Source organism: Streptomyces sp. NPDC048389 (genome assembly GCF_040706335.1).
Classification (GTDB): Bacteria; Actinomycetota; Actinomycetes; order Streptomycetales; family Streptomycetaceae; genus Streptomyces.
Genome location: NZ_JBEZKP010000072.1, coordinates 1 through 13519, shown reverse-complemented (window position 1 = coordinate 13519; position 13519 = coordinate 1). Strand labels below are relative to the sequence as shown.

General features: G+C 71.2%; 11 protein-coding genes and 1 tRNA gene. 5 read left to right on the top strand and 7 right to left on the bottom strand.

Annotation, left to right across the window (positions count from 1 at the left end):
- Positions 1 to 487 precede the first annotated feature (487 nt).
- Together AB0903_RS31235 and AB0903_RS31230 are read right to left on the bottom strand one after the other, a co-directional pair.
- A complete protein-coding gene (locus AB0903_RS31235; RefSeq protein ID WP_366708104.1) occupies positions 488 to 919 on the bottom strand; it encodes a helix-turn-helix transcriptional regulator in 432 nt (143 codons plus the stop codon).
- Between the two features lie 440 nt (positions 920 to 1359).
- Positions 1360 to 1431, bottom strand: a tRNA-Val gene (locus AB0903_RS31230).
- Positions 1432 to 1630: 199 nt separating this feature from the next.
- Here AB0903_RS31230 and AB0903_RS31225 point away from each other — a divergent pair.
- The 4 genes from AB0903_RS31225 (at position 1631) to AB0903_RS31210 (ending at position 5419) form a co-directional block, all read left to right on the top strand.
- Positions 1631 to 2419, top strand: a complete 789-nt coding sequence (locus AB0903_RS31225; RefSeq protein ID WP_366708103.1) for a DUF4097 family beta strand repeat-containing protein — start codon at positions 1631 to 1633, stop codon at positions 2417 to 2419.
- A 197-nt stretch (positions 2420 to 2616) separates the two neighbouring features.
- On the top strand, positions 2617 to 3948 hold the full coding sequence (locus AB0903_RS31220) for a hypothetical protein (protein ID WP_366708122.1): 1332 nt from the start codon (positions 2617 to 2619) through the stop codon (positions 3946 to 3948).
- A gap of 480 nt (positions 3949 to 4428) precedes the next feature.
- On the top strand, positions 4429 to 5187 hold the full coding sequence (locus AB0903_RS31215; RefSeq protein WP_366708121.1) for a DUF4383 domain-containing protein: 759 nt from the start codon (positions 4429 to 4431) through the stop codon (positions 5185 to 5187).
- Positions 5188 to 5197: 10 nt separating this feature from the next.
- The gene (locus tag AB0903_RS31210; RefSeq protein WP_366708102.1) at positions 5198 to 5419 is read left to right on the top strand and encodes a zinc ribbon domain-containing protein; all 222 of its coding nucleotides are present in this window, start codon (positions 5198 to 5200) and stop codon (positions 5417 to 5419) included.
- A 309-nt stretch (positions 5420 to 5728) separates the two neighbouring features.
- Here AB0903_RS31210 and AB0903_RS31205 read toward each other — a convergent pair whose 3' ends face one another.
- The 3 genes from AB0903_RS31205 to AB0903_RS31195 all read right to left on the bottom strand — a co-directional run bounded on the left by AB0903_RS31205 (position 5729) and on the right by AB0903_RS31195 (position 10356).
- Positions 5729 to 6586 (bottom strand): HAD family hydrolase, encoded by an 858-nt coding sequence (locus tag AB0903_RS31205; protein WP_366708101.1) that lies wholly within the window; start codon positions 6584 to 6586, stop codon positions 5729 to 5731.
- Entirely contained in the window at positions 6583 to 9057 is a 2475-nt protein-coding gene (locus tag AB0903_RS31200) for a phosphoribosyltransferase (RefSeq protein ID WP_366708100.1), read from the bottom strand. Before AB0903_RS31200 ends, AB0903_RS31205 begins: the two co-directional genes overlap by 4 nt.
- Before the next feature lie 135 nt (positions 9058 to 9192).
- A complete protein-coding gene (locus AB0903_RS31195; protein ID WP_366708099.1) occupies positions 9193 to 10356 on the bottom strand; it encodes an HpcH/HpaI aldolase/citrate lyase family protein in 1164 nt (387 codons plus the stop codon).
- 203 nt (positions 10357 to 10559) lie between these two features.
- Here AB0903_RS31195 and AB0903_RS31190 point away from each other — a divergent pair, with 203 nt between their 5' ends.
- Positions 10560 to 11333 carry a TerD family protein gene (locus AB0903_RS31190; RefSeq protein WP_366708098.1) on the top strand — a complete coding sequence of 258 codons (774 nt, stop codon included), beginning with the start codon at positions 10560 to 10562 and terminating at the stop codon, positions 11331 to 11333.
- A 562-nt stretch (positions 11334 to 11895) separates the two neighbouring features.
- On the opposite strand, the gene AB0903_RS31185 is transcribed toward AB0903_RS31190, so the two are convergent.
- Complete coding sequence (locus AB0903_RS31185) at positions 11896 to 12639, bottom strand: Tellurium resistance (RefSeq protein ID WP_366708097.1); 744 nt, start codon at positions 12637 to 12639, stop codon at positions 11896 to 11898.
- A 103-nt stretch (positions 12640 to 12742) separates the two neighbouring features.
- On the bottom strand, positions 12743 to 13519 hold a 777-nt coding region (locus AB0903_RS31180), incomplete at its 5' end, for a DUF475 domain-containing protein (protein ID WP_366708096.1).

Sequence of the window (13519 nt, the reverse complement as noted above, 5' to 3'; positions counted from 1 at the left end):
CACCACGTCCGGTGTCTCCATCGACGGCTACGGCCTATGGGCACAGCTGATCACTTACTGACTCCCGCTCCGGCCGCCACGCCCCTGGACAGGTCGACGGCGGGAGCGGGCCCACCACCACCACGACGAAGGGAACCAACCATGTCCCAGCCCGTACCCGACCCGCCCGGAACCCCCATCCCCGCCCGCAACTCGCCCCGCGCGCTGCTCTCCGACCCGGAGTTCAACTCCGTCCGCATGACCATCCTCAACAACAACTACGGCATGGACCCGGAGATGGCCGACGCGATCCTCGAAGACACGATCGCGTTCGTCGCCACCGCCGCCCGCAACCCCGGCCACGGCCTCGTCCCCAGCCGCGTGGTGGACGAGGGCTGGCACGCGCTCCTCCTGCACACCAACCTGTACTGGCGGCTGTGCCTGCGGTTCGGGAACTTCGTGCACCACGTGCCGCAGCAGCCGGACCCCGGCCGGTGGGACCAGCACCTCATCGACCACACGATCGGGCACATCGAGGCCGGATCGACCCGCGGTACGCCGAGCTGGTCGCCGCGTGGAAGCGCACGCAGGAACCGCCGTCTCGTAACCCGCCGGCACCCAGGCCGGGGCGGATCTTCCCCGTTCCGTCGAAGCCCTGACGTTCACCTCTACCGCCCCGTTCGGCCCGCGTCCCCCGTCGCAGGCCGGCCGGGGCTCGCTCTTGTACGAGGTCGGCCAGTGGGACGCCGATCGCGTCGGCGATGCGGTGCAGGGTGTCGAGCTTCGCCGCGACGTGAGCTTGCTCGACGTTGCTGTAGGTCGCGATGCGGATGCCGTCACGTAGGGCGACCTGCTCGTGGGAGAGGTTCGCATGGAGGCGGGCGGCGCGCGTCTGGTCGCCGATGGCCCGGCGTCTGGCAATGACGCGGTCGGCTGGCATCGGCTGTGGTGCACCTGCACACGCTCGCGGGGCCATGATCCATATGTCTTTACGGTGCACCGCAAAATGGTTGATCATGACGCGGCGGGGGCACCCCACGAGGACTCGGGCCATGAACGCCCGCCGATCGGGAAACCGATCGGCGGGGCAGGGGATGACCACCAGCGTCCGTGCATCCGCTGCGGTCGTGTCGTCCCCGCTCCGTTCGGTCAGAGCAAACCGCCCCTCCCCATTGCGGGGTGGGGCGGTCCAATGTGAAAACCAAACCTTCGCCGACACATGCGGCGGGGGGTCCCCTGTGCGGCGAGCCTCCCCGCCCACACGCGCAGGTCACGGACGGTGTACATCTGGCGCGCCTGGAGAGACGCGCCGTCCCCGTGGCCCTCCAGTCGATCATGGCCGGAGGGCCGAACCCTGCCGCTACCTGCGGCTATTCACTGTGGGCGCGGACGGTTTCGAACCGCCGACATCTGCTTTGTAAGAGCAGCGCTCTACCCCTGAGCTACGCACCCGTGGATGAGGCAACAGCGTACATGGCGTACACCGTGCAGCTCCAAACCGTTCCGCCGGCACCGGTCGGCCGGACGGGGCTCCGCCGCGTACGGGGGGTAGCCCCACCCGGGAGACGGTGGGCGGCCGGATCGATCCCGGGCCCGATGCACTCGTACGGTGAAGGAACATCACAGAGAGCTACCTGGGGGAACGATCGCCATGCCAAGCCGAGTCCGTCGCCATCGCCGTCCTGCCGTACGGGGCGGGCTCGCCTTCTCCGGGGTGCTGCTGCTCGGGGTGGGGCTCGTCGGGTGCGGGAGTGCGGACGCCGGTGAGGCGCCTGTGGAGAGGAAGTCGTTCCCGTTCAGCGGCACGACCCTGACCATCGAATCCGATAACTCGGACATCGAGCTGATGCCGGCCGATGTGGAGGAGGTGGAGGTGACCCGGCAGGTCGACGGGTGGGTGCTTTTCGGGAACGGGCCGGACCCCACGTGGAAGATGAAGGACGGGACGCTCACGCTCAAGGTGAAGTGTGACGCCATCGCCGGCGACTGCGTGGCCCTGCACACCGTGAAGGTGCCGCGGGGTACCGCCGTGACCGTGGACGACGACAACGGGAGTGTGCGGGCGAGCGGGTTCGCGACCGCGCTGAAGCTGCGGTCCGACAACGGAAGTGTGACGGTCACCGACTCCAGCGGGGCGCTGGAGCTGGACAGCGAGAACGGCAGCGTCGTCGCGGAGCGGGTGACCGGGAAGAACATCGTCGCCACATCGGACAACGGGTCGGTGCGGCTCGAGCTGGCCGGCGTGCCCGACCTGGTGGAGACCGCGAGTGACAACGGGCGCGTCGAGATCCGCCTGCCGGCGGCCGGGGCACCGTACGCGGTCGACGCCAGGAGCGACAACGGGGGAGTGGACGTCGCCGTGCCGACCGACGCCGGCAGCAGCCACGTCGTCAAGGCCGTCAGTGACAACGGCGAAGTCGTCGTGCTCAGCGCGAACTAAAGGGCCCGTGTGTTCGTCTTTACCTGGTGGGAGAATTAACCGCACCGGGACCGGGCAGGGCGGACGCAGCACGGGAGAGGGATGTGACGGCGAGAGACGCACGGCCGCGCCATGAGGCACGAGCGCTCGCCGTCCGGAGTGTTCCCACGAGTGCGCCCAGGGGGTTCAGGCGGGTCTACCGGGGTGTCCGGCGTGACCTGCGGGGTGTCGTGGCGCTGATGCTCGTCCCCGTGCCGGTGCTGGCGGCCGCTGCCGCGCTGCTGCCCGCCGCGTTCGCCGGGGGCGGGGGGACGCGGCGCTGGTTCGGCGGGAGGAGCGAGAGTCAGCGGGCGGACGCGCAAGCCGCGAAGGACGCCGCTGCGGCGGCGTTCTACGAGCTGGACACCGCGCAGCGGGACCTGCGGATCTCGATCGAGACGATCACGGCGGTGGACAGCTCACCGGGCGCGCGCCGCGCGGTGGAGGACTTCGCCGCTCTGGGGCGGCGGATCGATGAGGTGAGCCACGCCTACATCTCCGCCGTCGATGCGCATGATCTGGATCGGGACGACCTGGAGGCGTCGGTCGCGGCGCAGGCGCGCACGCAGCTGACCCGGGCGAAGGACGAGTTGGTCCGGGTGAAGGGGGATCTCGACCGGTTCGAGCAGGGGCTCGGGCCTCTGCTCGACAAGGCGGAGACCCAGTTGGCCAGACTGGCGCCGGCCGTAGAACGGGCGCGACAGGCGCTCATTGCTGCGAGCGGCGCTCTTGATTCGGTCCGCAGCTCCGGTCTGAGAGCGGACGACCTCGCCGCGCGCCTCGCTGCCCTCGGCCCCGAGTTGACCAGGCTCAACGAAGGCGCCGGGCGGCACGGCGTCCCGGAAACGCTGCAGCGCGCCGACCGTGTCGTGCGCGACGCCGAGGCCGTGCTGACCGAGGCGAAACGGCTGCCCGAGCGCGCCGCTGAGATCGACAAGCGCCTGGTGTCGCTCCGTACCCGTGCCCAGGCGCTCACCACCCGGTCCGCGCAGGTCGAGCCGGTGCTCAGCGAGTTGCGCCGCCGGTTCACGGCCGCCTGCTGGCAGGACCTGCAGCCCGTGCCCGAGCAGGCGGCGCTCGCCGTCCGCCAGGCCGAGGAGAGGCTGGCGGAGGCCGGCAGGGCGCGCGAGGAGCAGCGCTGGCCGGACGCCGCAGCCCTGCTGAGTACGGTCCGCGCGCTGCTGAATCAGACGGACGAGGCGGTCTCCGCCGCCGGTGACCGGCTCCGGCGCCTGAACGCCGTCGCCAAGGACCCGCAGCAGGAGATCGAGCGCACCCGGTTCGCCATCCGTGACGCCCAACGCCTTGCGATGGACGGCCGCAACACCCCGGACCCTCGCCACGCGCGCCCACTGGACGACTCGGTCGCCCGGCTGGAGCGTGCCGTCACCGGGCTCCAGGGCAGGCACCCCGACTACTGGCACTTCCTCACCGAGACCGAGGGCGTGCGGCGGACGGTGGCCCGCGTGGTCGAGCAGATCCGCGAGGACCGGGGCTCCGGCGGCGGCTGAGCCATGCGCCCCGGGGCTTGCGAGCACCACGGCCTCACGGCACCGCAGGCTCGTCCACCCCGGGCTCGGTGTCACCGCACGCTCACCCAATGGCGCCGCACGCTCACCCAATGGCGCCGCACGCTCGTGACGCCGCACGCTCAGCCAATAACGCCGCACGCTCGTGACGCCGCACGCTCAGCCAATAACGCCGCACGCTCGTGGCGCCGCGCGCTCATGGCACGACCGGCCCCCGTGGCACCGCCGGCTCGTGCCGGCGCCGGGCCCGGCACCACGCCGGGCCGCCGAGGTGCGCCGGGCTCCCGTGACGCGCCGCAAACCCGTGGGGCCGCGCGCCGCCGGTTGTCGCGCTGCGGCACGGGGCGGATCCTGGGATTCCGCGTTCACGCGCACGTGCGAAGGAGGCCGGCGATGGCCGCACACGTACTGCACTCGAGGAGAACGGACCGGGACCGCCCGGGCGACGGAGGGCGTCAGGGCCTGGCCAGGCGCCGTATCAAGCTGGACGAGCATCTGCCCGTCGACCACCGGCTCAGCCGCTTCTACCGCGTCGGCGCCGGGCTGATGGGGCTGGTCCTGGTCGCGTTCGGCATCCTCGGGCTCGTCGACCGGATCGGCTTCTTCGACACCCGCGGCGACACCGTCGCGGGGCTCAGCACCAACGGCGCGCTGAGCGTTCTCTCCATCGCCGTCGGGCTGCTGCTCTTCATCAGCATGATCATCGGCGGCAATTTCGCCTCCACGGTGAACATGGTGCTCGGCATCCTGTTCATCCTCAGCGGCTTCGTGAACCTGGCCCTGCTCGACCGCAGCTTCAACCCGCTCGCCTTCCGGATCCAGAATGTGATGTTCAGCTTCGTGGTGGGCGTGATGCTCATGTTCTTCGGTATGTACGGGCGGGTCAGCGCGACCCTGCCGCACGACAACCCGTACTGGAAAGCCCGCCACCCCGAGGAGGCCGAGCGTGAGCAGCGCGCGCGCCGCCGCCGCGCGGATCTGGCGGCACGGCAGCCACACACCGGGTACTTCCCGGAAACCGCCGCCCGGCGCTCCCCCGAAGCCGCGGACCAGCCGGCCCGGGACGACCCGGAACCGGCCCGGGACGACCTCGAAGACGCGGACCGGCCGACCCGGCGCCCCCCGCAACCGGCCGCCCCAACCGACGCCGGACCCCCGGCCGATCCCCCGCCGAGAACCGGACGCCGGCTGTTCTCCCCCAAGCCGCGTGCCCGCCGCTAGCCTTGGCGACATGCCTCGTTACGAATTCCGCTGCCGGACCTGCGGCGACACCTTCGAAGTGAACCGCCCGATGGCCGAGTCCTCGGCCCCCGCCGACTGCCCTGAGGGCCATGGCGACACCGTGAAGCTGCTCTCCGCGGTCGCCGTCGGCGGCTCGAAGTCCGCCGCCCCCGCACCGAGTGGTGGCGGGGGCGGAGGCGGGGGCTGCTGCGGAGGCGGCTGCTGCGGCTGACCCGGCATGGGAGGGGCGGACCGGGCAGGGGTGGGGTGGGCCGGGTCCTGGCCCGGGCTGCCCGAGCCAGGGCTCACCCAGCCGGTCAGGCCGGTCAGGCCGGTCAGGCCAGTCAGGCCAGTCAGGCCAGTCAGGCCAGTCAGTATGAACGGCCGGGCTGACGCGACCGCCCACCCGCCCGCGAGGTCGCAGACCAAACCCGGCCCGGGCCCCCCGTGAGAACGCGAACCAGACCCGGCTGCCGCGCGTGAGGGCGGCACGCATCTCACGAGGTCACGCACCGAGCCCGCCGCCTCCTCCCCCGGGGCCCTACCGCACGGGCGGGATCACGATCGAGCTGATGCCCTGCCGCTCGCGGCGGAACCGGCGGGCCTCCTGTCGCAGCAGCCGCAGGATCTCCTCGCCCGCCGCCACGCCCATCTGCGGCAGCGCGACGACGTGCGGGGCCTGCCAGCCCGCCTCCGCCAGCTCACCGTGGCCGGGCCGCCAGGCGCGGTCGGCGGCGAGCAGCAGGTCGGCGTCGAGGAGCGAATCGCCCGCCGCGAGGGTCAGCCCGGCGCCGGTGCGGCGGGCGACCTCGCGTACGGCGGCACTCTTCGTCAGCGGCTTCGGCACCGCGTAGACCTTGCGGCCCTGGAGGGAGACGGTCCAGCCGCGGGCCTCCGCCCACACGGCGAGTTCCTTGACCCAGTCGTCCGGCAGCAGCGACCGTTCGACGACGAGATACGCGAAGAGGTCCTCCGCGACCCGCTCCTTGCGCAGCCAGGCCGGGTCGGCGGTCCTGTTCAGATGGACCCGGACCTCCCCGAGAGGTGCGCACTCGGCGGCGAGTCGGGTCGCGACGGCTTCGCGCCAGTCGCGGTCGCTGATGCCGTCGACGAGCAGATGTCCGCCGTTGGCGCAGATCGCGTACTTGGGCGGTAGGCCGGGCAGGCTGATGCGCTGGTACTGCTTCCGGGTCCGGGTCGTGGTCGGGACGAAGACGGTGTCCTGGGCGAGTTTGGTGAGCAGCCCGGCCGCGCGCTCCGTCATGTACGACAGGGGCTTGTGTTCGTGCACCTCGACGCAGAGCAGCCGGGGGGCGACGGCGTCGGGCATGCCGAGGCCGAGCGCCGCGTTCGAGTAGATGAGCGTGCGGTCGAGGTCGCTGGCGACGAGCACGGTCACCGGGCCACCGCCCTGCCGTCGCCACCGGTGGCGCCGCGGGTGTACTTGGGGTGGATCAACCCGACGCAGCTGTAGGGGAGTTCTTCGACCTCCTCGACCGGTACGCCGCGCTGCTCGGCCAGCAGCCGTACGTGGTCGAGGTCCGCGCCGGCGCCGCGGCTCGCGAGGATCTTCCAGGGGACGCGGCGGAGCAGGACGCGGGTCGTCTCGCCGACGCCGGGTTTGACGAGGTTCACGTCGTGGATGCCGTACTCCTCGCTGATCCGCTCCACGGCGCCCCAGCCCTCCCAGGTGGGGGTGCGGTCGGCGGAGAGCAGTTCCTTGACGTCGGCGTCGACGGCGGAGACGACCTCGTCGAAACGGGCGGCGACGGTGTCGAGGAAGTGGCCGGAGACGTCGGAGCCGGCGAGCTCGCGGTAGAACTTCGCACCGTGGAAGTCGTCCGGGCCGACCAGGTCGGCGCGCAGCACGGTGCGGGATATCAGGCCGGAGACCGTGGAGTTGAGGCAGGCGGAGGGGATGAGGAAGTCCTCACGCGTGCCGTACGTGCGCACACAGCCGCCGGGGTCGGCGAGTACGGCGATTTCCGGGTCGAAGCCGGGGAAGTCCCGCAGCGCCTCGGCCAGTTCGCGGGTGATGGCGCCCTTGCCGGTCCAGCCGTCGACGAAGACGACATCGGCCGGGTCGTGGTGCTCGGCGAGCCAGCGCAGGGCGTTGGCGTCGATGCCGCGGCCGCGCACGATGGAGACGGCGTAGTGCGGCAGGTCCAGTCCGTGCCGGTACCGCGCCCAGCGGCGCATCAGCACCCCGACGGGGGTGCCGGCGCGGGCCAGTGACACGAGCACGGGACGCGGCGTCCGTTCGGCGAGGACGGTGTCCGTGACGGTTCCGACGGCGCGGGCGATACGGGCGGCCGACAGCGTGAGCGCGGCCTGGAACAGCTGCTGGTACTGCTCGCTCGGCTGGTACTCGACGGGCAGCGACTCCGCGTAGTGCGCGCCGCCGCTCTGGATGGCCTCTTCGCGCTCCTCCGTGGGCGCTTCGAGCTCCACGTCCGAGAGGTCCTGCAGCAGCCAGCCGACCTCCTCCGGCGCGTAGGAGGAGAACGCGGGTCCGCGAAGCGGCTCGGGAAGCATGGAGGGCCTTTCAGGTCCTTCGGGCGCTTGGTTTTCCGGCACGTGACTGCTTTCCGGTACGCGGCAGTCTTCCGGCACGTAGGTAGGGACGACCGCCAGCACGACGCGCCCGGTGTGCGCGGCGAGCCCGGCCAGCAGGCCGTCGGGCGCGTGCAACTGCGGGGTGTCGGCGGCCGAGTCGACGACGGCCACGACGGCGTCGAAACCGGCGCCCGCCACGTTGTACGCGTAGCGCTCGCCGGGGCCGTCGGCCGGGTCGTCGTGGGCGGGGAACACCAGCCGGGTGCGTATCGCGTAGCCGGGGTGGTCGACGGCGAGGACGGGCGAGCGGGTGGTGGTGGAGTAGTACACCTCCGGCACCTCCCCGGCCTGCTCCAGGGAGAGCGCGAGGCGCAGCGGCGCGTACATCAGCTCCTCGCAGCCGAGGACGAGTACCCGGCGGGCCTCCCCCACGGCTTCGGCGACCCGGGCGGCCATCCCGGGCAGCGCTGCCTCAAGCGCGGCGCGGTGGGCCGGGCCGAAGCCGTGGCGTCCGCCGTCGGGTACTCCCGCGGGCCAGTCGAGGCGGATCCGGACATGGCGCGGGTCCGCGGCCGGGGGTGCGTCCTCGTCCGCGCGCTCGTGGTGGGCCACCAGCGCCCGGCCCTTCTCCAGGACGCCGTCCGGCAGGCTGACCGTGCCGGAGGCCATGGTCACCAGGTCGACGCGGGCGCCGATGTCCTTCGCGAAGTCGTCCAGCCGGCCGAGGTCGGCCGCGGAGCGCATGTCGACGAGTGCGACGACCACGTACCGCTCGCGTGGGTAGCGCGCGTGCAGGTCGCGGATGGTGTTGAGGACCGTGTTGCCCGTGGAGAACTCGTCGTCGACGAGCACCAGCGGGCCCGTCCCGGCCAGCAGTTCCGGGTCCTCGGGCAGCAGCAGATGGGAGGTGGCGTGCGAGTGGGACTCCTCGAAGCCGCCGGCGGGGGTCACTGCGTCGACGGGGCGGCGCGTGGAGTGCAGGTAGGGCGCGAGCCCGATGCCGTCCGCGACGGAGTGGCCCAGTCCGGTCGCCGTCTCCGCGTAGCCGAGGACGACCGCGCGTCGGCATTCGTCCACGCCGAGCAGATCCCGGACGCGTACGCCGAGGTCGTGGCCCGCACGCCAGACCACCGCGGGCCGCTGCGGCACATGTTTGCCCAGGACGTTCGACACCAGCAGGTGCGCCCGCTTGGGGTTGCGGCGCAGGGCCAGGCCCAGCAGCTCCTGGAGTCCCTCGCCGACGAGTTCGACTCCGAGCCGCTCCGCGACCCAGCTTCCCGACCACACCACGTTCTCTTCGCCCCTTGCCGTCATCGGTACGCGGTCACATTCGCCGTCATCAGTCCCCGTCATCAGTCCCCGTCATCCGTCGCAGTCGTCATCGTCAGTCGTCAGTCGCATCCGGCTCTCGCATCCGGCCCTCGCAGTCGGTGTCGTCAGCCGCAGTCGTCAGTCGGCGAGCCCGGCCGCGAGCAGTTCCACGAAACCGACGTCCTCCTTGGCGACACCGAAGACCTCGGCCCGCAGCAGGGTCCGCTCGGCCCAGGCGCGATGCGGCTTCACCTCGTTCATCTTGTTCGTGTACGAGGAGCGCAGCACTCCGCCGCCGCCACGCTCCGGCCGCAGGATGTCCTGTGCGTCGCTGAACTCCTCGTGGCTGACGACGGACAGCGCGTGCACCGGCAGCACGTGGGAGGGGTGGATGCAGGTCTTGCCCAGCAGGCCGTTGGCCCGGTCCAGCTCGATCTCGCGGAGCAGACCGTCCAGGTCGTGCTCGATGAGCGTGGTGCGCAGTTCCTCGGCGCGGCCTTCGAGGAACGGGCTGCGGCGCAGCTGCGGTTTGAACATGCGCTCCGGGGACCTGAAGTACTCCCACACCGGTCCGGTGATCGTGAATCCTGTGCCGTCGGAGCGGCCGAGCACATTGACCACGTCGGCGATGACGGACGTCACGATCCGTACGTCGTAGGCGGTCATGTCGGGCGAGCGGCGCAGCCCGTACGCGGAGCAGAAGTCGGTGACGCCGAGGCGCAGCGCGAGGACCCGGTCGCGGTACTTGTCGACGGTGCGGGCGATGCCGGTGAGCGCCTCCGTCCTGGTCTCCAGGTGCAGCAGCTCGGGCGACTCGAGGACGGGCATGGCGAACAGCCGACGTCCGCCGTCGGCCTCCGCGCCGGCCGCCGCGTCGAGGAACGGTACGCCGCGGTCCTCGGTGAACTTCGGTAGTACGAATCCGGACAGCAGGCGCCCCGAGGACCCCAGGCGCTTCACGAGGTCCGGAATCTGCTCGGGGGTGCGGACTCTGATGAAGAGCAGCGGCGCTTCCACGACACGCGAGTCGAGCTCGGCGAACTGCCGGACGAGGTTCTCCTCGGCGTCGGCCACCTCGGCGTCGTCGATGGAATCCTCCAGGCACAGCACCATGGAGACGACCCCACGGGCGGCCTGCTTGAGCACGTCGTCAGCCAGCCGGGGCCGGGTGGCCGGGCTGTACAGGGTGGCACCCAGGGCAGCGGCCAGCGTCCGGGAAGGCGAGTCGGCGCCGAAGTCGCACGGCTCATGGTGGAACAGCCTCGCCCGGACAGCGGGCGAGATGTGCCCGAAATGACGCATTAAGAGTCCCCCGTACTGCCGGATAGGGCCTGACAACATGTGGCCGGTAATAGTACGTAAGCACAGGTGTCAAGAGTTCCCCAAGCGCATGAAACCGAGGTAACTCGTCCGCTTCTCGTCCCTGTCCCACATGTGGCCACGTGGGGGACGGTACGGCCCGGAACCGGGCCCCGCGTTGTCCGGGGCGCCCTCGTGCAGGCAGGATGACGGACATGACGCACGCGATGCTGAAGGGCTCGAACGTCCCTCTTGATGCCACGGCCGTACGGGCCGTGCTGCGCTGGACGCCGGGCGCGGGAGTGCCGGATGTCGACGCCTCCGCCCTGCTGCTCGGCAGTGACGGCCGTGTGCGTTCCGACGAGGACTTCGTCTTCTACAACCAGCCGCGCCATCCATCCGGGCTGGTGCGGCGGCTGCCGAAGAAGCGGGTCGCCGACCATCTGACCGACGCCGTCGAGGCCGACCTGGCGACGCTGGACGCGTCGGTCGACCAGGTGGTGATCGCTGCGTCCTCGGACGGCGGCACCTTCGAGCACGTCCACGACCTGCGGATACTGCTGCATGACGCCGGTGCGGCGGCCGGTGGGGAGCCGCTGGCCGTCTTCGACGTGAAGCCGGAGACCGGCGAGGAGACGGCGATCATCTGCGGCGAGCTGTATCGGCGTGGCGACGGCTGGAAGTTCCGCGCGGTGGCGCAGGGCTACCCGACGGGGCTGGTGGGGCTGGCGACGGCCTTCGGTATCTCGGTGGACGAGTCGGGGGCGGCGGAGGCGCCGGATGTGGACCCCGGGGAACCTGCGGCGCCGTCGGCGCCGGCGTACGGCTATCCGCCGTCGGACGTGACGCAGCCCGCGCCCGCGTACGCCCCTGCGGCGCCGCCGGCCTACGGCTACCCGCAGCCGGCCGCGGCAGCGGCGTACGCCCCCGACCCCACGTTCCGCCTCCCCCCGATGGGCCCGCAGTTCCAACGGCCGTAGGCACGCCTCAAGCGACGGCGGGGTCGGGGTGAGACTTGCCTCCCGGGACAGAACAGCTAGGGCCCTGGCCCCGCGCCTCAGGCCGTCTCTACGCCCGGGCGGGCGTGGGAGACACTCCCAGAGGCTTGAACCGCCCCAGTCGGCGCAACCCGTTTCGCGAAGCGAAATCCAGCCCGCCCGCGGAGGCGGTACGCCCGGTGGGCCGGCCTGCCGCCGAGCGGCACATCGACACGGCTTGGAACCCTCCCAGGGTCGCCGGGCCGTAGGAGACGCTTGAGCGCCACTGCGCGAGCGCGGTACCGGTTCCTCGGCGGGAGCCCGACACTCCCCACGGCACGGGCGTGTCGTCCCGGGCGGAGCCCGACCACCACAGCACGAGCACCCCCTCCCAGGTAGAGACCCGACCACCGCCCGAAGGGCCTCAGGCGGCCATGGGCGGAACCCCGACCACTGCGCGAAACGCAGTACCAGGTTCACGGGACGGAGCCCCGGTCTCGGGCAGGGGCGGGGCGGGAAGGGGACAAGCCCGCGCACCGGCCTCGGCCACGCCCGCACCCGCCCGCTACGCCCTCGTCCGGGACTTGTAGCCGCGACCCCACTGGAGGCCCCAGCCGTACAGGCGGTCCAGTTCCGCTTGGAAGCCGTAGACGAACTTCACCTCACGCCGCACGACCAGCTCGCCCTTGACGTTGTCGAGCGAGAACACCGCGCAGGAGCGGGCCTGCGGTGCGCGTTCGTCGAGTTCGATCTCGACGCGGGGGCCGTTGCCCGGGTAGAGCGTGACGTGCGCGTGAGTGCGGTCGAAGGCCGGGCTCTGGTCGTAGATGTAGACGAAGAACAGCAGTCGCTTGATCGCCTCGCGGTGGTCCAGATTGACGAAGATCGTCTCGCCGGACGGCGCCCCGAAGCGGTCGTCGCCACTGAGCTTCACGTACGGCGGGCCGTTCAGGTCACCGAAGAAGCTGCCCAGGGGCTGCACCACGCCCTTGCTGCCGTCCGTCAGCTCGTACAGGCAGCCGAGGTCCAGGTCGACGTTGACCATGCCTTGTGTGTGGGCCTGGACGACGTCCGGCTGGAAGAGCTTCATCGGGTTGCGCAGCAGGCGTCCGCTCTGGCGCGAGCGGCCCTCGATGTCGGAGGTGCGCATCCGCCAGGAGAGGTTGACGCGCAGGTTCCCTGTCGCCGCGCCCTGTTTGGTGAGCGAGACGGTCGGGTTCCGCCTGGTCAGTCCGATGGAGTTGGTCGCGGCACTGCCCGAGTCGAACTGCGCCGCCCTGCCCCGCCACAAGTTGTCCCAGATGGCCATGCCCCACCCCGCCCTAGTCTTCCGGTGCACCGTGCACAACGCCGCGGGGCGGCCGGGAGCTCCCGGCCGCCCCGCAGAGAAGCGTTCCTCAATGGCGGGGGCGTCACACCCCGGAGGAGACCCCGGCCTTCACCTCAGGGCCGCCGCCCGCCTTCTCCTGCGCCTCGAGCGCCTTGTTGCGGCGGATGGAGGCAAGGAAGGACGCGGCGATCAGGAAGACGCCGACGAGACCGGTGATGATCTCGCTGATCTCGTGCCGGATGGTGATGAGCAGGATGGCCGCGAGTGCGCCGATCGCGTAGTGGGCGCCGTGCTCGAGGTAGACGTAGTCGTCGAGCGTGCCCTGGCGGACCAGGTAGACCGTGAGGGACCGGACGTACATGGCGCCGATGCCCAGGCCGAGCGCCATCCAGAAGATGTGGTTGGTGATGGCGAACGCGCCGATGACACCGTCGAACGAGAACGACGCGTCGAGCACTTCGAGGTACAGGAAGAGGAAGAACGCCGCCTTGCCGGCCAGGCCGACCGCGGAGACCGGCTTGCCCTCCTGCTTGGCCTTCTCCTCCTCCTCGTGCTCGCGCTCCTCCTCTTCCTCGAGCTTGCCCTCGAAGTAGCCGGAGAGGCCGCCGACGACGAGATACGTGATCAGACCCGCGACGCCGGAGAGCAGGACCGTGGCCGACTTGTCGGCGTGGCCGGTGCTGGTGTGCGCGTTGGTGGCGAAGGTGATCGCGGTGACGAGCAGGATGATCAGTGCGACGCAGACCGACAGCATGTCGATCTTGCCGAGCTTGGCCAGCGGCCGCTCCAGCCAGGCGAGCCACTTGTGCTCGCGCTCCTCGAAGACGAAGTCGAGGAAGATCATCAACAGGAACATGCC